Annotated in this window: 30 protein-coding genes; 29 read left to right on the top strand and 1 reads right to left on the bottom strand. The window is 67.1% G+C overall.

Features of this window, described 5'->3' with window-relative positions:
* Positions 1–358: 358 nt before the first annotated feature.
* From rpsJ to map, 23 genes are all read left to right on the top strand, one after another.
* The gene (gene rpsJ / locus DEJ06_RS03920) at positions 359–667 is read left to right on the top strand and encodes a 30S ribosomal protein S10 (RefSeq protein ID WP_017885534.1); all 309 of its coding nucleotides are present in this window, start codon (positions 359–361) and stop codon (positions 665–667) included.
* A gap of 12 nt (positions 668–679) precedes the next feature.
* Positions 680–1,336 (top strand): 50S ribosomal protein L3, encoded by a 657-nt coding sequence (gene rplC / locus DEJ06_RS03925; RefSeq protein ID WP_027466731.1) that lies wholly within the window; start codon positions 680–682, stop codon positions 1,334–1,336.
* Between the two features lie 2 nt (positions 1,337–1,338).
* A complete protein-coding gene (rplD, locus tag DEJ06_RS03930; RefSeq protein ID WP_027466730.1) occupies positions 1,339–1,998 on the top strand; it encodes a 50S ribosomal protein L4 in 660 nt (219 codons plus the stop codon).
* Entirely contained in the window at positions 1,995–2,294 is a 300-nt protein-coding gene (rplW, locus tag DEJ06_RS03935; RefSeq protein WP_027466729.1) for a 50S ribosomal protein L23, read from the top strand. The genes rplD and rplW overlap by 4 nt, the downstream gene beginning before the upstream one ends.
* A gap of 18 nt (positions 2,295–2,312) precedes the next feature.
* On the top strand, positions 2,313–3,152 hold the full coding sequence (rplB, locus tag DEJ06_RS03940) for a 50S ribosomal protein L2 (RefSeq protein ID WP_027466728.1): 840 nt from the start codon (positions 2,313–2,315) through the stop codon (positions 3,150–3,152).
* A gap of 11 nt (positions 3,153–3,163) precedes the next feature.
* The gene (rpsS, locus tag DEJ06_RS03945) at positions 3,164–3,445 is read left to right on the top strand and encodes a 30S ribosomal protein S19 (RefSeq protein ID WP_017885529.1); all 282 of its coding nucleotides are present in this window, start codon (positions 3,164–3,166) and stop codon (positions 3,443–3,445) included.
* 25 nt (positions 3,446–3,470) lie between these two features.
* Positions 3,471–3,863, top strand: a complete 393-nt coding sequence (gene rplV / locus DEJ06_RS03950; protein WP_035809257.1) for a 50S ribosomal protein L22 — start codon at positions 3,471–3,473, stop codon at positions 3,861–3,863.
* Positions 3,863–4,675 carry a 30S ribosomal protein S3 gene (gene rpsC, locus DEJ06_RS03955; protein ID WP_017885527.1) on the top strand — a complete coding sequence of 271 codons (813 nt, stop codon included), beginning with the start codon at positions 3,863–3,865 and terminating at the stop codon, positions 4,673–4,675. The genes rplV and rpsC overlap by 1 nt, the downstream gene beginning before the upstream one ends.
* Positions 4,676–4,677: 2 nt before the next feature.
* A complete protein-coding gene (gene rplP, locus DEJ06_RS03960) occupies positions 4,678–5,097 on the top strand; it encodes a 50S ribosomal protein L16 (RefSeq protein ID WP_017885526.1) in 420 nt (139 codons plus the stop codon).
* Positions 5,097–5,417 (top strand): 50S ribosomal protein L29, encoded by a 321-nt coding sequence (rpmC, locus tag DEJ06_RS03965; RefSeq protein WP_017885525.1) that lies wholly within the window; start codon positions 5,097–5,099, stop codon positions 5,415–5,417. The genes rplP and rpmC overlap by 1 nt, the downstream gene beginning before the upstream one ends.
* Positions 5,417–5,701 (top strand): 30S ribosomal protein S17, encoded by a 285-nt coding sequence (gene rpsQ / locus DEJ06_RS03970; protein ID WP_017885524.1) that lies wholly within the window; start codon positions 5,417–5,419, stop codon positions 5,699–5,701. Before rpmC ends, rpsQ begins: the two co-directional genes overlap by 1 nt.
* A 31-nt stretch (positions 5,702–5,732) precedes the next feature.
* Positions 5,733–6,101, top strand: coding sequence for a 50S ribosomal protein L14 (rplN, locus tag DEJ06_RS03975; protein WP_017885523.1), 369 nt, complete (start codon positions 5,733–5,735; stop codon positions 6,099–6,101).
* A 3-nt stretch (positions 6,102–6,104) separates the two neighbouring features.
* Positions 6,105–6,464: a 50S ribosomal protein L24 gene (gene rplX, locus DEJ06_RS03980; protein ID WP_017885522.1), complete on the top strand. Its 360-nt coding sequence runs from the start codon at positions 6,105–6,107 to the stop codon at positions 6,462–6,464.
* Positions 6,464–7,054 (top strand): 50S ribosomal protein L5, encoded by a 591-nt coding sequence (rplE, locus tag DEJ06_RS03985; RefSeq protein WP_042537502.1) that lies wholly within the window; start codon positions 6,464–6,466, stop codon positions 7,052–7,054. Before rplX ends, rplE begins: the two co-directional genes overlap by 1 nt.
* 153 nt (positions 7,055–7,207) lie before the next feature.
* A complete protein-coding gene (gene rpsH, locus DEJ06_RS03990) occupies positions 7,208–7,606 on the top strand; it encodes a 30S ribosomal protein S8 (RefSeq protein ID WP_017885519.1) in 399 nt (132 codons plus the stop codon).
* Between the two features lie 6 nt (positions 7,607–7,612).
* Entirely contained in the window at positions 7,613–8,149 is a 537-nt protein-coding gene (gene rplF / locus DEJ06_RS03995) for a 50S ribosomal protein L6 (protein WP_017885518.1), read from the top strand.
* A gap of 2 nt (positions 8,150–8,151) precedes the next feature.
* Positions 8,152–8,526: a 50S ribosomal protein L18 gene (gene rplR / locus DEJ06_RS04000; protein WP_027466725.1), complete on the top strand. Its 375-nt coding sequence runs from the start codon at positions 8,152–8,154 to the stop codon at positions 8,524–8,526.
* Complete coding sequence (gene rpsE / locus DEJ06_RS04005; protein ID WP_111038490.1) at positions 8,523–9,347, top strand: 30S ribosomal protein S5; 825 nt, start codon at positions 8,523–8,525, stop codon at positions 9,345–9,347. Before rplR ends, rpsE begins: the two co-directional genes overlap by 4 nt.
* Entirely contained in the window at positions 9,347–9,532 is a 186-nt protein-coding gene (gene rpmD, locus DEJ06_RS04010) for a 50S ribosomal protein L30 (protein WP_017885515.1), read from the top strand. Before rpsE ends, rpmD begins: the two co-directional genes overlap by 1 nt.
* A complete protein-coding gene (gene rplO / locus DEJ06_RS04015; protein WP_027466723.1) occupies positions 9,529–9,993 on the top strand; it encodes a 50S ribosomal protein L15 in 465 nt (154 codons plus the stop codon). Before rpmD ends, rplO begins: the two co-directional genes overlap by 4 nt.
* 147 nt (positions 9,994–10,140) lie before the next feature.
* Positions 10,141–11,463 carry a preprotein translocase subunit SecY gene (secY, locus tag DEJ06_RS04020; protein ID WP_027466722.1) on the top strand — a complete coding sequence of 441 codons (1,323 nt, stop codon included), beginning with the start codon at positions 10,141–10,143 and terminating at the stop codon, positions 11,461–11,463.
* Positions 11,460–12,050: an adenylate kinase gene (locus DEJ06_RS04025; RefSeq protein WP_071406160.1), complete on the top strand. Its 591-nt coding sequence runs from the start codon at positions 11,460–11,462 to the stop codon at positions 12,048–12,050. Before secY ends, DEJ06_RS04025 begins: the two co-directional genes overlap by 4 nt.
* Before the next feature lie 59 nt (positions 12,051–12,109).
* The gene (map, locus tag DEJ06_RS04030; RefSeq protein WP_375537718.1) at positions 12,110–12,889 is read left to right on the top strand and encodes a type I methionyl aminopeptidase; all 780 of its coding nucleotides are present in this window, start codon (positions 12,110–12,112) and stop codon (positions 12,887–12,889) included.
* A gap of 140 nt (positions 12,890–13,029) precedes the next feature.
* Here map and DEJ06_RS04035 read toward each other — a convergent pair whose 3' ends face one another.
* Positions 13,030–14,322, bottom strand: coding sequence for an LCP family protein (locus DEJ06_RS04035; protein WP_111028974.1), 1,293 nt, complete (start codon positions 14,320–14,322; stop codon positions 13,030–13,032).
* Between the two features lie 294 nt (positions 14,323–14,616).
* Between DEJ06_RS04035 and infA the strand changes: the two genes are divergently transcribed.
* The 6 genes from infA to rplQ all read left to right on the top strand — a co-directional run bounded on the left by infA (position 14,617) and on the right by rplQ (position 17,837).
* Positions 14,617–14,838 (top strand): translation initiation factor IF-1, encoded by a 222-nt coding sequence (gene infA, locus DEJ06_RS04040; RefSeq protein WP_017885509.1) that lies wholly within the window; start codon positions 14,617–14,619, stop codon positions 14,836–14,838.
* Between the two features lie 70 nt (positions 14,839–14,908).
* A complete protein-coding gene (rpmJ, locus tag DEJ06_RS04045; protein WP_022903266.1) occupies positions 14,909–15,025 on the top strand; it encodes a 50S ribosomal protein L36 in 117 nt (38 codons plus the stop codon).
* 186 nt (positions 15,026–15,211) lie between these two features.
* The gene (gene rpsM, locus DEJ06_RS04050) at positions 15,212–15,586 is read left to right on the top strand and encodes a 30S ribosomal protein S13 (RefSeq protein WP_017885508.1); all 375 of its coding nucleotides are present in this window, start codon (positions 15,212–15,214) and stop codon (positions 15,584–15,586) included.
* A 9-nt stretch (positions 15,587–15,595) separates the two neighbouring features.
* A complete protein-coding gene (gene rpsK, locus DEJ06_RS04055; protein WP_017885507.1) occupies positions 15,596–15,994 on the top strand; it encodes a 30S ribosomal protein S11 in 399 nt (132 codons plus the stop codon).
* 205 nt (positions 15,995–16,199) lie between these two features.
* Positions 16,200–17,195: a DNA-directed RNA polymerase subunit alpha gene (locus DEJ06_RS04060; RefSeq protein ID WP_017885506.1), complete on the top strand. Its 996-nt coding sequence runs from the start codon at positions 16,200–16,202 to the stop codon at positions 17,193–17,195.
* Positions 17,196–17,258: 63 nt separating this feature from the next.
* Positions 17,259–17,837, top strand: a complete 579-nt coding sequence (rplQ, locus tag DEJ06_RS04065) for a 50S ribosomal protein L17 (RefSeq protein WP_071245471.1) — start codon at positions 17,259–17,261, stop codon at positions 17,835–17,837.
* Positions 17,838–17,910: the final 73 nt, after the last annotated feature.

Genomic DNA, 17,910 nt, shown 5'->3' on the forward strand with positions numbered 1-17,910 from the left:
GCCGGGGCTATGCGAGACTTGTCCGGTTCCGAATTCCCCGTGGGTGTACGCCCACAGGATCACTGCTCTGGCAGTGCACAACCCCCTTGTTCAGCAGGGCTGGGTTGGGCCGCAGGCAGCAGAACACGACTCCCCGAAGGGTGACGGACGCGGTGTACCACTGCTGCGCCCGGAGCACGAGGCAGTCGATTGCCCACGCTGGACGGCCATGGTCGCCCGCGAGGTTGACAGGTGAACAGCGGTCATCCCCAGTGGATGCGGCCGGTTGGTTCAGGAAAACAGCACGGTCCGCAGGAATGCGGAACCGAGCGGCGTCAGGCGGCCAGAGGGTGCGCGGCGCAGAGAGGACAAGAGACACATGGCGGGACAGAAGATCCGCATCCGGCTCAAGTCGTATGACCACGAGGTCATCGACACGTCGGCCCGGAAGATCGTCGACACGGTGACCCGTGCCGGTGCAACCGTGGTCGGCCCGGTGCCGCTCCCCACCGAGAAGAACGTGATCGCAGTGATCCGTTCCCCTCACAAGTACAAGGACTCGCGCGAGCACTTCGAGAAGCGCACGCACAAGCGGGTCATCGACATCGTCGACCCGACGCCGAAGGCCGTGGACTCGCTCATGCGACTCGACCTGCCGGCAGACGTCAACATCGAGATCAAGCTGTAAGGGGGCTGACCAATGGCGAACTCAACCAAGACCGTCAAGGGCCTCCTCGGCAAGAAGCTCGGCATGACGCAGGTGTGGGACGAGAACAACAAGTTCATCCCCGTCACCGTGATCGAGGTCGGCCCGAACGTGGTCACCCAGATCCGCAACGCTGAGCGCGACGGCTACGAGGCGATCCAGATCGCCGCCGGCGCCATCGACCCGCGCAAGGTCAACAAGCCGGCCGCTGGCCACTTCGAGGCCGCTGGCGTGACCCCGCGTCGCACCCTCACCGAGATCCGTACCAACGACTCCGCTGAGTACACGCTCGGCCAGGAGCTCACCGTGGACGGCACGTTCACGGCGGGCCAGAAGGTCGACGTCGTCGGTACCTCCAAGGGCAAGGGCTTCGCCGGTGTCATGAAGCGCCACGGCTTCCACGGCGTCGGCGCCTCGCACGGTGCGCACCGCAACCACCGCAAGCCCGGCTCGATCGGTGCTTCCTCGACCCCGTCGCGCGTCTTCAAGGGCATGCGCATGGCTGGTCGTATGGGTGGCGACCGCGTGACCGTCCTCAACCTCACGGTGCACGCCGTCGACGCCGAGAAGGGTCTGCTGCTCGTCAAGGGCGCCGTCCCCGGTGCTCGTGGCCGCTCCGTCTTCGTCCGCACCGCCGTGAAGGGTAAGTGATCATGGCCACCACGACCGCAACCACGATCGACGTCCTCGACGCATCGGGTGCCAAGTCCGGCACCGTCGAGCTCCCCGCAGCTCTCTTCGACGTCGAGACCAACGTCCCGCTGATCCACCAGGTCGTCACCGCGCAGCTCGCAGCCGCGCGTCAGGGCACCCACAAGACCAAGAACCGTGGCGAAGTCCGCGGTGCCGGTCGCAAGCCGTTCAAGCAGAAGGGCACCGGCCGCGCCCGTCAGGGTTCCGTCCGTGCTCCGGAGCACACCGGCGGTGGCGTCGTCCACGGACCGACCCCGCGCGACTACTCGCAGCGCACCCCGAAGAAGATGATCGCCGCTGCTCTGCTCGGCTCGCTCTCGGACCGCGCCCGCGGTGGCCGCATCTCCGCTGTGGAGGGCTTCGTCGCGGCTGAACTGCCGTCGACCAAGACCGCCCGCACGCTCCTCGAGAAGGTCGCGCCCGTCAAGAACGTGCTCGTCGTGCTCGAGACGGACGACGAGCTGACGCTCAAGTCGATCCGCAACCTGTCGAACGTCCACGCGCTCTCGTACGGCCAGCTCAACGCCTACGACGTGCTGCGTTCGGACGCCGTCGTCTTCAGCAAGAGCGCCCTCGACGCCTTCATCGCGTCGAAGACCGCGAAGGAGATCACCGCATGAGCGGCTTCAACAAGGACCCGCGCGACGTCATCATCTCGCCGGTCGTCTCGGAGAAGAGCTACGCGCTCATCGACCAGGGCAAGTACACGTTCATCGTGGACCCCCGCTCGAACAAGACCGAGATCAAGCTCGCCATCGAGAAGATCTTCGACGTCAAGGTCGCGAGCATCAACACGCTGAACCGCCCGGGCAAGACCCGTCGCACCAAGTTCGGTCTCGGCAAGCGCAAGGACACCAAGCGCGCCATCGTGACGCTCAAGTCCGGTTCGATCGACATCTTCACGGCTGTCGGCTGAGGACCAGAGGGATAAATCATGGCTATTCGTAACTACAAGCCGACGACCCCCGGTCGTCGCGGCTCGTCGGTCGCCGACTTCGCTGAGATCACCCGTTCGACTCCGGAGAAGTCACTGCTTCGTCCGCTGCCGAAGACCGGTGGTCGCAACAGCTCCGGCCGTATCACCACGCGTCACATCGGTGGTGGCCACAAGCGCCAGTACCGCGTGATCGACTTCCGTCGCTCCGACAAGGACGGCGTCGACGCCAAGGTCGCTCACATCGAGTACGACCCCAACCGCACTGCGCGCATCGCGCTCCTGCACTACGTGGACGGCACGAAGCGGTACATCATCGCGCCGAACAAGCTGAAGCAGGGCGACGTCATCGAGCAGGGCCCCGGCGCCGACATCAAGCCCGGCAACAACCTGCCGCTGCGCAACATCCCCGTGGGTACCGTCGTGCACGCCATCGAGCTCCGCCCCGGTGGCGGCGCCAAGATGGCTCGCTCCGCCGGCGCCTCGGTGCGTCTCGTCGCCAAGGACGGCCCCTACGCGCAGCTCCGTCTGCCGTCGGGCGAGGTCCGCAACGTCGACGCACGCTGCCGCGCCACGATCGGCGAGGTCGGCAACGCCGAGCAGTCGAACATCAACTGGGGCAAGGCCGGCCGCATGCGCTGGAAGGGCGTCCGCCCGACCGTCCGTGGTGTCGCCATGAACCCGGTCGACCACCCGCACGGTGGTGGTGAGGGCAAGACGTCCGGTGGTCGTCACCCGGTCAGCCCCTGGGGCCAGTCCGAGGGCCGTACGCGCAAGCCGAACAAGCCGAGCGACAAGCTCATCGTCCGTCGCCGTAACGCCGGCAAGAAGCGCAAGTAGGAGTTCAGAAGATGCCACGCAGTCTGAAGAAGGGCCCCTTCGTCGACGAGCACCTGCTCCGCAAGGTCGTCACGCAGAACGAGGCCAACACCAAGAACGTGATCCGTACGTGGTCGCGTCGGTCGATGATCGTCCCGAACATGCTCGGGCACACGATCGCCGTCCACGACGGCCGCAAGCACATCCCGGTGTTCGTCACCGAGTCGATGGTCGGTCACAAGCTCGGCGAGTTCGCGCCGACCCGCACCTTCCGTGGTCACGTGAAGGACGACAAGAAGGGCCGTCGCCGCTGAGGCGGCGACGCAGAGGAGGAACGAAATGGTGGAGTCGATCGCACGCGTGCGACACATCCGCGTCACGCCTCAGAAGGCCCGTCGCGTCATCGAGCTGATCCGCGGCAAGCAGGCCCACGAGGCCCTCGCCATCCTGAAGTTCGCCCCCCAGGGCGCTTCGGAGCCCGTGTACAAGCTGGTCGCCTCGGCGATCGCGAACGCACGGGTCAAGGCGGACTCGACGAACAGCTTCCTCGACGAGCGCGACCTCTACGTGAGCCGCGTCTTCGTCGACGAGGGCACGACCCTGAAGCGGTTCCAGCCGCGCGCCCAGGGCCGCGCCTTCCGCATCAACAAGCGCACCAGCCACATCACGGTCGTCCTCGCGACGCCCGACGAGGCCGAGGTTGCCGCGACGAGCAAGAAGGCGAGCAAGTAATGGGCCAGAAGGTCAACCCGTACGGCTTCCGTCTCGGGATCACGACGGACCACGTCTCGCACTGGTTCACCGACAGCAAGAAGGCCGGTCAGCGCTACGCCGACTACGTGGCCGAGGACATCAAGGTGCGCGAGTACCTGAAGAAGACCCTCGACCGTGCCGGCGTCGCACGCATCGAGCTCGAGCGCACCCGTGACCGTGTCCGCGTGGACATCCACACGGCTCGTCCGGGCATCGTCATCGGCCGCCGCGGCGCCGAGGCGGAGCGCGTTCGCGGTGAGCTCGAGAAGCTCACCAAGAAGCAGATCCAGCTGAACATCCTCGAGGTCAAGAACCCCGAGACCGAGGCCCAGCTCGTCGCGCAGGGCATCGCCGAGCAGCTCTCCGCTCGTGTCGCGTTCCGCCGCGCCATGCGCAAGGGCCTGCAGGGTGCACAGCGCGCCGGCGCTAAGGGTGTCCGCATCCAGGTGTCGGGTCGTCTCGGCGGCGCCGAGATGTCGCGTTCGGAGTTCTACCGCGAAGGCCGTGTGCCGCTGCACACCCTCCGCGCGAACATCGACTACGGCTTCTACGAGGCCCGGACCACGTTCGGCCGCATCGGCGTGAAGGTCTGGATCTACAAGGGCGACATCACGAACAAGGAGCTCGCTCGCGAGCAGGCGAACCAGCGTTCGTCGCGCCCGGAGCGTCGTGGCGGCCCGCGCGGTGAGCGTGGCGACCGTGGCGGCGACCGTCGTGGCGGCGACCGCGGTGACCGTCGTCCGCAGCAGGCCCCGCAGGACGCGCCGGCCGGCGCAGGAGTTGAGGCGTAACCATGCTTATTCCCCGTCGAGTCAAGCACCGCAAGCAGCACCACCCGAAGCGTTCGGGTCAGGCCACCGGTGGCACCAAGGTCAGCTTCGGCGACTACGGCATCCAGGCCCTCACCCCGGCGTACGTGACCAACCGTCAGATCGAGTCCGCTCGTATCGCCATGACGCGTCACATCAAGCGTGGTGGCAAGGTCTGGATCAACATCTACCCGGACCGTCCGCTGACCAAGAAGCCCGCCGAGACCCGCATGGGTTCCGGTAAGGGTTCGCCCGAGTGGTGGGTCGCGAACGTGAAGCCGGGCCGGGTGCTCTTCGAGCTCTCCGGCGTCAGCGAGGAGATCGCCCGTGAGGCGTTGACTCGTGCAATCCACAAGCTGCCCCTCAAGGCACGCATCATCAAGCGCGAGGAGGGCGACGCATAATGGCGATCGGTTCCAAGGAGCTCCGTCCGACGGAGCTCGACACGTTCGAGAACGAGCGTCTCGCTGACGAGCTGAAGAAGGCCAAGGAGGAACTCTTCAACCTCCGCTTCCAGTCGGCCACCGGCCAGCTGGAGAGCCACGGTCGTCTCCGTGCCGTCAAGCGCGACATCGCCCGCATCTACACCGTCCTCCGCGAGCGCGAGCTCGGCATCCGTGCCACTCCCGCGCCCGTCGAGACCGCCCCCAAGGCCAAGAAGACGACGAAGAAGGCTGACAAGCCGGCCGAGTCGACCGAGGCCGAGACCGCCGAGGAGAAGTAATGGCGAACGAAGAGAAGAACTCCGCCGCCCTCACTCGCGGCTACCGCAAGACGCGTCGCGGCTACGTGACGAGCGACAAGATGGACAAGACCATCGTGGTCGAGGTCGAGGACCGCGTGAAGCACGCGCTCTACGGCAAGATCATCCGTCGTACGTCCAAGGTGAAGGCCCACGACGAGCTCGGCACCGCTGGTGTCGGCGACCTCGTCGTGATCAGCGAGACCCGTCCCCTCAGCGCCTCCAAGCGCTGGCGCCTGGTCGAGATCCTCGAGAAGGCCAAGTAGGCCTCGGCCTGCTTCGGAATAGGAGACAGCAGTGATTCAGCAGGAATCCCGCCTGAAGGTCGCCGACAACACGGGTGCCAAGGAGATCTTGACCATCCGCGTGCTCGGTGGCTCGGGTCGTCGCTACGCCGGCCTCGGTGACGTCATCGTCGCCACGGTGAAGGACGCCATCCCCGGCGGCAACGTGAAGAAGGGTGACGTCGTCAAGGCGGTCATCGTTCGCACCAAGAAGGAGACCCGTCGTCAGGACGGCTCCTACATCAAGTTCGACGAGAACGCGGCAGTGATCCTCAAGGCCGACGGCGACCCGCGCGGTACGCGCATCTTCGGTCCGGTCGGTCGCGAGCTCCGTGACAAGAAGTTCATGAAGATCATCTCGCTCGCGCCGGAGGTGCTGTAAGCCATGGCGAACATCAAGAAGGGTGACCTCGTCCAGGTCATCACGGGCGCGACGCAGGAGCGTGGCGGCGACCGTGGCAAGCAGGGCAAGGTCATCGAGGTCCTCAAGGACAAGAACCGCGTCGTCGTCGAGGGCGTGAACTTCGTCACGAAGCACGTCCGCGTCGGTCAGACGCAGCGTGGTTCGAAGACCGGTGGCATCGAGCAGCACGAAGCCTCGATCCACGTCTCGAACGTCGCACTCGTCGACCCGAAGACGAAGAAGCCGACGCGTGTCGGTTTCCGCACCGAAGAGGTGGAGAAGGACGGCGTCAAGAAGACCGTCCGTGTCCGCTACGCGAAGAAGTCTGGTGAGAAGCTCTGATGACTGACACGACTGCTGCGCCCGCTGGCAAGATCCAGCCGCGCCTCAAGCAGAAGTACCTGGCCGAGATCAAGACGGCCCTCACCGAGCAGTTCGGTTACGCGAACGTCAACCAGGTCCCCGGCCTGGTCAAGGTCGTCGTGAACACCGGTGTCGGCGAGGCCGCTCGTGACTCCAAGATCATCGAGGGGGCCATCAAGGACCTCACGGCGATCACGGGTCAGAAGCCCCAGGTCAACATCGCCCGCAAGTCCATCGCACAGTTCAAGCTGCGCGAGGGTCAGGCCATCGGCGCGCACGTCACCCTCCGTGGTGACCGCGCGTGGGAGTTCCTGGACCGCCTGGTGACGCTCGCACTGCCCCGCATCCGCGACTTCCGCGGTCTCAGCGACAAGCAGTTCGACGGGAACGGCAACTACACGTTCGGTCTCACGGAGCAGTCCGTGTTCCACGAGATCGACCAGGACCGCATCGACCGTGTCCGCGGCTTCGACATCACTGTCGTCACCACCGCGAAGACGGACGACGAGGGACGCGCGCTGCTCCGCCAGCTCGGCTTCCCGTTCCGCTCCAACGAGCAGACGGTCTAAACTACTTCGGGCGGTGCGGGCCGGAGGATTCACGTCCTCCGGCCCGCACGCACGAACACACCGATCTCGGGGAACCGCCCCGGGATCACTCGATCGCTCAGGTCGGCATTCGTGGAACGGGTGTCGAAACCAGGCGAGAAATGGACGAACATCATGACGATGACCGATCCGGTCGCAGACATGCTGACCAGATTGCGGAACGCGAACTCCGCGCACCACGACGCAGTCGCGCTCCCGAGCTCCAAGCTCAAGAAGAACATCGCCGACATCCTCAAGCGTGAGGGCTACATCAGCGAGTGGAAGGTGGAGGACGCCCGAGTCGGGCAGACCCTCACCATCGACCTGAAGTACGGCCCCGAGCGCGAGCGTTCGATCGCCGGCATCAAGCGCGTCTCGAAGCCGGGCCTCCGGGTCTACGCGAAGTCGACGGAGATCCCCCAGGTCCTCGGTGGCCTCGGCGTGGCGATCCTCTCGACCTCCTCCGGCCTCCTGACCGACCGCGAAGCCGAGCAGAAGGGCGTGGGTGGGGAAGTCCTCGCCTACGTGTGGTGATCGACAATGTCACGAATCGGACGTCTCCCCATCGACATCCCCGCCGGCGTCACCGTCTCCGTTGACGGTCAGAACGTGGCGGTCAAGGGCCCGAAGGGCGAGCTCGCGCTCGTCATCGCGGAGCCCATCCAGGCCAAGGTCGAGGAGAACCAGGTCCTCGTCACCCGTCCGGACGACGAGCGCGAGTCGCGTTCGCTCCACGGACTGACCCGGACCCTCATCGCCAACAACATCATCGGCGTGACCCAGGGCTACACCAAGGGCCTCGAGGTCGTCGGTACGGGCTACCGTGTCGCGGCCAAGGGCTCGAACCTCGAGTTCGCCCTCGGGTACTCCCACTCGATCACGGTCGAGCCGCCGGCGGGCATCAGCTTCGCGGTGGAGGGCAACAACAAGGTCACCGTCGCCGGTATCGACAAGCAGGCTGTCGGCGAGGTCGCCGCGAACATCCGGAAGCTCCGGAAGCCCGAGCCCTACAAGGGCAAGGGTGTCCGTTACGCCGGCGAGAACGTGCGCCGCAAGGCCGGAAAGTCAGGTAAGTGATCATGGGACTCCTCAAGACACGAGGCAAGAGCAAGGCGGCCGCCAAGGCGCGTCGTCACAACCGTCTCCGCAAGAAGATCACCGGCACCGAGGCTCGTCCCCGTCTCGCCGTCACCCGCTCGTCGCGTCACGTGTTCGTGCAGGTCATCGACGACTCGAAGGGTCACACCCTCGCAAGCGCCTCGACGATGGAGGCAGACCTCCGCTCGTTCGACGGCGACAAGACCGCCAAGGCCCGTCGCGTCGGTGAGCTCCTCGCCGAGCGCGCGAAGTCGGCTGGCGTCGAGGCCGTGGTCTTCGACCGCGGTGGCAGCAAGTACGCCGGTCGCGTCGCCGCGATCGCCGATGGTGCCCGTGAAGGAGGGCTGAACCTGTGAGCGACAACGCGAACACCAACGAAGACGCCAAGACCGAGGCTGTCGAGACCACGGAGACCACCGAGGCGAGCACGGAGGCCACGGCCACCGACGCAACCGCTGAGGCGACCACCGAGGGCGTCAAGACCGGCAAGGAGGCGGAGGCACCTGCCGTCGCCGAGCGTCCGGTCGAGACCGCCGCGGGCTCCGCGTCGAACAACCGCGACTCCGCTGACAACCGTGGCCGTCGTGGTGGCGGTCGTGACCGTCAGCAGGGCCGCGACCGCAACAACCGCGGTGGCGACAGCCAGTTCCTCGAGCGCGTGGTGACCATCAACCGCGTCTCGAAGGTCGTCAAGGGTGGTCGTCGCTTCAGCTTCACGGCGCTCGTCGTCGTCGGTGACGGCAACGGCCTCGTGGGCGTCGGCTACGGCAAGGCCAAGGAGGTCCCCACGGCGATCTCCAAGGGTGTCGAAGAGGCGAAGAAGAACTTCTTCCGCGTCCCCCGCGTCGGCAACACGATCCCGCACCCGGTGCAGGGTGAAGCCGCCGCTGGCGTCGTCCTCCTGCGTCCGGCGGGCCCCGGTACCGGTGTCATCGCCGGTGGTCCGGTCCGCGCCGTGCTCGAGTGCGCCGGTATCCACGACGTCCTGAGCAAGTCGCTCGGCTCGTCGAACACCATCAACATCGTGCACGCGACCGTCGAGGCCCTGAAGCAGCTCGAGGAGCCCCGCGCCGTCGCGAGCCGTCGTGGCCTCGACGTCGAGCGGGTCGTCCCGGCCCGTCTGCTCCAGGCCGAGGCCGCAGCCCTGCGTGCCGCGACCGAGAAGGCAGGTGCGTGATGGCGATGCTGAAGATCACGCAGATCAAGTCCGTTATCAGCGAGAAGCAGTACCAGCGCGACACCCTGCGCAGCCTGGGCCTCAAGCGCATCGGCCGTTCGGTCGAGCGTGAGGACAACTCCCAGAACCGCGGGTACATCGCGACGGTGGCGCACCTCGTGAAGGTCGAGGAGGTCGACGCATGAGCGACGAGAAGAACGAGCGCGTGCAGGTGCTGAAGCTGCACCACCTCCGTCCTGCAGAGGGCGCCAAGAAGGACCGCACCCGTGTTGGTCGCGGTGAGGGCTCGAAGGGCAAGACCGCTGGGCGTGGTACCAAGGGCACGAAGGCCCGTTACCAGGTCCGGGTCGGCTTCGAGGGTGGGCAGATGCCGCTGCACATGCGCACCCCGAAGCTCCGCGGGTTCAAGAACCCGTTCCGGGTCGAGTACCAGGTCGTGAACCTGGACAAGATCTCGGAGCTCTACCCCGATGGTGGCGACGTCACCGTTGCGGGCCTGGTCGCCAAGGGCGCCGTCCGCAAGAACGAGAAGGTCAAGGTTCTCGGTCAGGGTGACATCACCGTGAAGATCACGGTCACGGTTGACAAGGTCTCGGCGTCCGCCGCCGAGAAGATCGTGGCTGCTGGCGGCACCGTCTCCCAGTAACCCCCGTCGGCGGCCCGTGCGTTTGCGCACGGGCCGCCGTTACGGTTTCCTTGACAGTGGCCGGCATCCGCCAGCCGGGTCGGCCCTGCCGACCGAAACCGGTCCGGCCGCGATCGACGGCCCCGGTCCCACAAGTTCGGAGTCATCGTGTTCAGAGCGGTCGCGCGCATCATGCGCACCCCTGATCTTCGCAAGAAGATCGGCTTCACCCTCGCGATCATCGCGCTGTTCCGTCTCGGGTCGTACATCCCGGCACCGTTCGTCGACTACGCCGCCGTGCAGAGCTGTCTCGCCAGCGCGTCGTCCTCCGGCGGTCTCTACGACCTCATCAACCTCTTCTCCGGCGGCGCGCTGCTGAAGCTCTCGGTCTTCGCGCTCGGCATCATGCCGTACATCACGTCGTCGATCATCGTGCAGCTCCTGCGTGTGGTCATCCCGCACTTCGACACCCTCTACAAGGAGGGCCAGTCGGGCCAGGCGAAGCTGACGCAGTACACGCGCTACCTCACCATCGCGCTCGGTGTCCTGCAGTCCACGACCCTGATCACGGTCGCCCGCTCCGGCGCCCTGTTCGGCACCAACGCCTCCGCGTCCTGCACGTCGATCATCTCGAACGACAGCTGGTACGCCATCATGCTGATGGTCGTCACGCTGACCGCCGGTACCGGCCTCATCATGTGGATGGGCGAGCTCGTCACCGAGCGCGGCATCGGCAACGGCATGTCGCTCCTGATCTTCACGTCGATCGCGGCGCAGTTCCCGTCGGCGCTCTGGGCGATCGAGCAGTCGCAGTCGTTCGAGCTCTTCCTGTTCGTGATCCTGGTCGGACTCGTGATCATGATGGCCGTCGTGTTCGTCGAGCAGTCACAGCGGCGGATCCCCGTGCAGTACGCCAAGCGCATGGTCGGGCGGCGGACGTACGGCGGCAACAACACCTACATCCCGATCAAGGTGAACATGGCCGGCGTCGTGCCCGTCATCTTCGCCTCGTCGCTGCTGTACCTGCCGGCCCTGATCGCGCAGTTCAACCAGCCCTCGGACGGCTCCGAGCCGGCCGCGTGGGTGACCTGGATCCAGAACAACCTGACCTCGGGTGACAACTGGTTCTACATGGTCCTGTACTTCCTGCTCATCGTCGGGTTCACGTACTTCTACGTGGCGATCACCTTCAACCCCGAAGAGGTCGCCGACAACATGAAGAAGTACGGCGGGTTCATCCCCGGCATCCGTGCCGGTCGTCCGACCGCCGAGTACCTCGACTACGTCCTCACCCGGGTGACGCTGCCCGGTTCGCTCTACCTCGGTCTCATCGCGCTCATCCCGCTGGCAGCACTGGCGCTGTTCGGCGCGAACCAGAACTTCCCGTTCGGTGGCGCGAGCATCCTCATCATCGTGGGTGTCGGTCTCGAGACCGTGAAGCAGATCGACTCGCAGCTGCAGCAGCGTCACTACGAAGGGCTTCTCCGTTGAGCGCACGTCTCATCATCGTCGGACCTCCCGGAGCCGGGAAGGGCACCCAGGCCGGCCGCATCGCCGACTCCTTCGGGATCCCCGCGATCTCGACCGGGGACATCTTCCGCAAGAACGTGGCAGAGGGCACGCCCCTCGGTGTGCAGGCGAAGGCGATCATGGACGCCGGCGACTACGTGCCGGACTCCCTGACGAACGAGCTCGTGAAGTCGCGCCTGCAGGAGCCCGACGCCGAGCACGGCTTCCTGCTGGACGGCTACCCGCGCACGGTCGGTCAGGTCGAGTACCTCGACGCACTGCTCGCCGAGCAGGGCACCGGGATCGACGCCGTCGTGCAGCTCGTCGCCGACCAGGACGAGCTCGTCGGTCGCCTGCTCAAGCGGGCCGAGGACCAGGGCCGCAGCGACGACAACGAGGAGACGGTCCGTCGTCGCCAGCAGGTCTACGCCGAGCAGACGGCGCCCATCGTGGCGGCGTACGGCGAGCGTGGCCTCGTCGTCGACGTCGACGGCCTCGGTGCCATCGACGAGGTCGGCGACCGCATCCAGACGGCACTGGCGGGCCGCGGGCTCTCCGCGACCGTCTGACCAGCGTGGTGCGGTTCAAGAAGCCCTCGATCTACAAGACCCCGGACGAGCTCCGGGCGATGGTCCGGCCGGGCCTGCTGACCGCCGAGGCGCTCGGCGCCGTCCGTGCAGCGATCCGTCCGGGGATCACCACCGGTGAACTCGATGCGATCGCCGAGCGCACCATCCGTGACGGCGGGGGAGTCCCGAACTTCCAGCTCGTGCCCGGCTACCGCCACACGCTGTGCGTGTCGGTGAACGACGAGATCGTGCACGGGATCCCCGGTGAGCGCGTGCTCGCGCCCGGCGACATCGTGTCGGTGGACGCCGGCGCCGAGGTCGACGGCTGGAACGGCGACAGCGCGTTCACGACCGTCGTGCCCGGCGGCGACGCTGCGGTCACCGCAGTCCGTCAGACGCTCTGCGACACGACCGAGCGGTCGCTCTGGCACGGCATCGCCGCGCTCGCCCACGCGAAGAACCTGCACGAGGTCGGCTCCGCCGTGGAGGACGCGATCGACGAGACCGGCGCGTGGGGCATCGTCGAGGAATACACCGGCCACGGCATCGGTCGGTCGATGCACGAGGAACCGCCGGTCTTCAACTACCGCGTGCGCGGTGCCGGACCTGCCGTCAAGCCGGGGCTGGTGGTCGCCATCGAGCCGATGGTCACGGCCGGCGCGATCGACAGCTCGACGGACGACGACGAGTGGACGGTCCGGACGCTCGACGGCTCCGACGCCGCGCACTGGGAGCACAGCGTCGCGGTGCACGCGGACGGCATCTGGGTGCTCACGGCCGCCGACGGCGGCGCTCGGGGCCTGGCCCCGCTGGGTGTGACGCCCGTCCCGATCCCGTAGGACGGGCCTCCAGTCCGCACGCGGTGCCCACGCTGGGTGTCTCCGCACGATGCGACGGCCAGGAGGCCCGGCTGGCGTCCGCCGCCTCGACGACGTCGCGTGGACCCACCCGACCACCGCCGGGCGCACGCGCCGTGGCGTCAGTTGCCGACGGAGCAGGTCTCCTCGGAGGCGCTCTGCCCGGTGATCGACGAGGGCAGCGGCGTCGCCGACGCGGTCGGTGTCCGCGTTGCGGTCGCGCTCGGCGTCGCCGACGGTGTGCCGGCGGACGAGGTCCCGGACGAACCCGAGGTGCCGGACGATCCCGAGGAGCCGGACGACCCGGTGCTGCTCGACGTCCCGCCGCTCGACGGCGACTCCTCGGAGGCGCGACCGGTGCTCGAGTCGCTCAGCGACGACCGGACGTCGTTCTGCAGCGCCACGTTCAGGGTGTGGGCCGTCTCCTGGTCGACGATCACGCGGGCGTTGTCGGCGGGGTCGTCGGCCACCGGGTACTGCACGAAGAGCATGTTGGCCGTGCTCATCCCGCGCAGGGCTGCCGCGAGCTTGACGAGGGTGCCGGTCTGGGCCAGGCCGTCGGACAGCGTCATGTTGGACAAGGCGGCGCCGGCCAGCTTGTAGAGCGTGATCGGGTTCGAGAGCGTGCCGTCCGAGGTGACCTTGCGGAGGAGCGCCGACAGGAACACCTGCTGCGAGCTGATGCGGGCGAGGTCGCTGCCGTCGCCGACCCCGTGGCGGGTGCGCAGGAAGGCCAGGGCGTCCGAACCCTCGAGGGAGTGCGAGCCCGTCGTGAGGTGCAGGCCGGTGAACGTGTCGTCGATCGGCTCGGCGACGCAGACGTCCACACCGCCGAGGGCGTTCGACATCTCGATCACGCCGTCGAACGTGATGAGCCCGGCGTAGGGGATGCTCAGACCGGTCAGGTTCTCCACCGTGTCCACGACGCACGAGACACCGCCGTTGCCGAGCGCGGTGTTGAACATCGCCGAGGTGGACGCCGGGTAGGTCGTACCGGTCGCGGGGTTCGTGCAGGCCGGGATGGGGACCATCAGGTCACGGGGGAAGCTGACCGCGGTGAGCTGCTGGTGGTCCGCCGAGATGTGGATGAGCATCGTGACGTCGTTGCGGGCGCCCTCGACGTCCTCGTCGGAGTCGAACTGGCCGACCCGGGTGTCGCTCCCGATGAGCAGGATGTTCGCCCCGCCCTTGATCGCCGAGATGTCCGCGGTCTTCGCGGTGCTCTGGTCGTCGGTGCTCAGCGCAACGGTCTGCGGCGCGGTGGCGAGCTGTGCCCCGGCGATCGCGGCGACGCTCGTGCCGCTGACGAGCAGGACGGCGACGGCGGACGCGACGACGGTGACGAGCGTGCCCCAACCCCGGCGACGGGCCTGCTTGCCGTGGCTGGCGAAGGGGCGTCGGGTGGCGTCGGGCACGTGTTCTCCGTTCGGTGGTCCGGCGCGAGCTGCTGGTGCGACGGACGTGGCTGCGGAGCAAAACTACGGTTCGCGCGCATGTGTGCGCCCGGAGCGCGCCGTCAAACCACTGTGCAACGCTCAGGCACGGCCCCGGAAGCCCCAGACGTGGGGTGTTCCGCGTCCCCACTTGGCAATTGCGGGTTTACCACATAAGATCGATCTTTGGTGTGTCATGCCCTCTTGGGTGTGGCGACCGACCCGCAGACCGGTTCGGGGATCACACCTGTTCCACAACCAAGCGACAGTGAGGCTATGGCCAAGAAAGACGGCGTCATCGAGATCGAAGGCTCGGTGCTCGAAGCTCTGCCCAACGCGATGTTCCGCGTTGAGCTGACGAACGGACACAAGGTCCTCGCGCACATCTCCGGGAAGATGCGCCAGCACTACATCCGCATCCTCCCCGAGGACCGCGTGATCGTGGAGCTGAGCCCGTACGACCTGACCCGCGGCCGGATCGTCTACCGCTACAAGTGATCCGCGAGCTGGAAAGGAACGGCACGGCAATCCTGCCGAGCACGAAGCCAGCGAGCACGAGGAAAGAACCATGAAGGTCAACCCCAGCGTCAAGCCCATCTGCGAACACTGCCGTGTGATTCGCCGCAAGGGCCGCGTCATGGTGATCTGCAAGAGCAACCCGCGTCACAAGCAGCGCCAGGGCTAGTCCCGGGCGCGTGACCGGCGCCGACGGTGTCCATCGGACACCAGGCTGCTCGAGCACGACCCACAACTGAAGATCGACAACGCAGTACCAGAACCCGGTCGCACGACGACCGGGGGACACCTCGGGGCGGAGGCCCGAGCACCGGTACTGCGCCACACCTCCATCGACAACAGGAGCAGCCATCACATGGCACGTCTAGCAGGCGTCGACATCCCGCGCGAGAAGCGCGTGGAGATCGCACTCACGTACATCTACGGCGTCGGCCGTACCCGCGCCGTCCAGGCACTGACGGAGACCGGTATCTCCGGTGACATCCGCGTCAAGGACCTGACCGACGACCAGCTCGTCGCCCTCCGTGACTTCATCGAGGGCAACTTCAAGGTCGAGGGTGACCTCCGCCGTGAGGTCGCCGCCGACATCCGCCGCAAGGTCGAGATCGGCAGCTACGAGGGTCTTCGCCACCGTCGTGGTCTCCCGGTGCGCGGTCAGCGCACCAAGACCAACGCTCGTACCCGCAAGGGACCGAAGCGCACCGTGGCAGGCAAGAAGAAGGCTCGATAGGAGACCCCGATGGCTACCCCCAAGACTGCCGCGCGCAAGCCGCGCCGCAAGGAGAAGAAGAACGTCGCTGTGGGCCAGGCCCACATCAAGAGCACGTTCAACAACACGATCGTCAGCATCACCGACCCGTCGGGTGCCGTCCTCAGCTGGGCGTCCTCGGGTGCCGTGGGCTTCAAGGGTTCGCGCAAGTCCACGCCGTTCGCGGCGCAGCTCGCTGCCGAGTCCGCTGCGCGTCAGGCGCAGGAGCACGGCGTCAAGAAGGTCGACGTCTTCGTGAAGGGCCCGGGTTCGGGTCGCGAGACCGCGATCCGTTCCCTCCAGGCCGCTGGCCTCGAGGTCGGCTCGATCAACGACGTCACGCCGCAGGCGCACAACGGGTGCCGCCCGCCCAAGCGCCGTCGCGTCTGACGCGAGGAGCAACCGGCCGCGCCCTGCTCGTCCCCTGACCGGATCCGTTCCGGCGAGGGCGGGCAGGGCCCGCGGCCATTCCTGGTCGTTCGATCGCGCACGTGTGTGCGCGTGATCACAACTCAACAGACCCGTCGGGGCCCATGCGGCCCCGTCGTACCGCCAAGTGTCATATAGCGGACACTTCGCCGAAAGGAATCCCACAGTGCTCATTGCACAGCGCCCCACCCTGACCGAGGAGCCGATCTCCGAGCACCGCTCGCGCTTCGTCATCGAGCCGCTCGAGCCGGGCTTCGGTTACACCCTCGGCAACTCGCTGCGCCGCACGCTCCTCTCCTCGATCCCCGGCGCGGCTGTCACCAGCATCCGCATCGACGGCGTCCTCCACGAGTTCAGCACCGTTCCCGGTGTCAAGGAAGACGTCACCGAGATCATCCTCAACATCAAGAGCCTGGTCGTCTCCAGCGAGCACGACGAGCCCATCACGGCGTACCTGCGCAAGCAGGGTGCCGGTCAGGTCACCGCGGCGGACATCTCCGCTCCGGCCGGCGTCGAGATCCACAACCCGGAACTCGTCATCGCGACCCTGAACGACACCGCGCGCTTCGAGCTCGAGCTCACGATCGAGCGTGGCCGTGGCTACGTCTCGGCGACGCAGAACCGTTCCGAGTTCAGCGAAGCCGGTCAGATCCCGATCGACTCGATCTACTCGCCCGTCCTCAAGGTCACCTACCGCGTCGAGGCGACGCGTGCCGGTGAGCGCACGGACTTCGACCGCCTGGTCGTCGACGTCGAAGCGAAGCCGGCCATCACGCCGCGCGACGCCATCGCGTCGGCTGGTCGCACGCTGGTCGAGCTGTTCGGGCTCGCTCGCGAGCTCAACACGGCGGCAGAGGGCATCGAGATCGGCCCCGCGCCGGTCGACGCCGTGCTCTCGAACGAACTGCAGACCCCGATCGAGGACCTCGACCTGTCGGTCCGCAGCTACAACTGCCTGAAGCGGGAGGGCATCAACACGGTGTCCGAGCTCGTCGCCCTGTCGGAGACGCAGCTCATGAACATCCGCAACTTCGGTCAGAAGTCGGTGGACGAGGTCAAGGACAAGCTCACCGAGCTCGGCCTGTCCCTCAAGGACACCGTCCCCGGATTCGACGGCGCCCACTTCTACAGCGGGTACGACGAGGACGAGTCCAACAACTGACCTCGCGCTCACGCGCAAGCGCGCTGACACCGCGCGCACCACTTTCACCACTGGAGAACTGACATGCCGAAGCCCACCAAGGGCCCCCGCCTCGGTGGCGGTCCCGCCCACGAGCGCCTGCTCCTGAGCAACCTCGCCAACGCCCTCTTCACGCACGGTCGCATCACGACCACCGAGACGAAGGCCAAGCGCCTCCGTCCGGTCGCCGAGCGTCTCATCACGTTCGCGAAGCGCGGCGACCTGCACGCGCGTCGTCGTGTGATCAGCATCCTGCGCGACAAGTCCGTCGTGCACACGCTGTTCACCGAGATCGCCCCCCAGGTCGAGGACCGCCAGGGCGGTTACACCCGCATCACGAAGCTCGGCTTCCGCAAGGGCGACAACGCCCCGCTGGCGTCGATCGAGCTCGTCCTCGAGCCCGTCTCGAGCACGCCCGCTCCGGTCAAGCGCAACTCGGCTCCGGCCGCTGCTGCCGCCCCGGTCGACGAGCCCGCCGCTGACGAGACCACCGAGGAGGCCCCGGTCGAGGAGACCGAGACCACCGAGGAGTCCGCCCCGGTCGAGACCGAGTCCGAGACCGAGGCTGCTGCCGAGGTCGAGGCCGACGCCGCCGAGAAGTCGGACGACGCCGACACCAAGTAGTCCGGTGCCCTCCGGGGCGCTGCACCACCACGAGGAAGCCCCCGCGACCCAGGTCGCGGGGGCTTCCTCGCGT

Source organism: Curtobacterium sp. MCLR17_051, from assembly GCF_003234395.1.
Classification (GTDB): domain Bacteria; phylum Actinomycetota; class Actinomycetes; order Actinomycetales; family Microbacteriaceae; genus Curtobacterium; species Curtobacterium flaccumfaciens.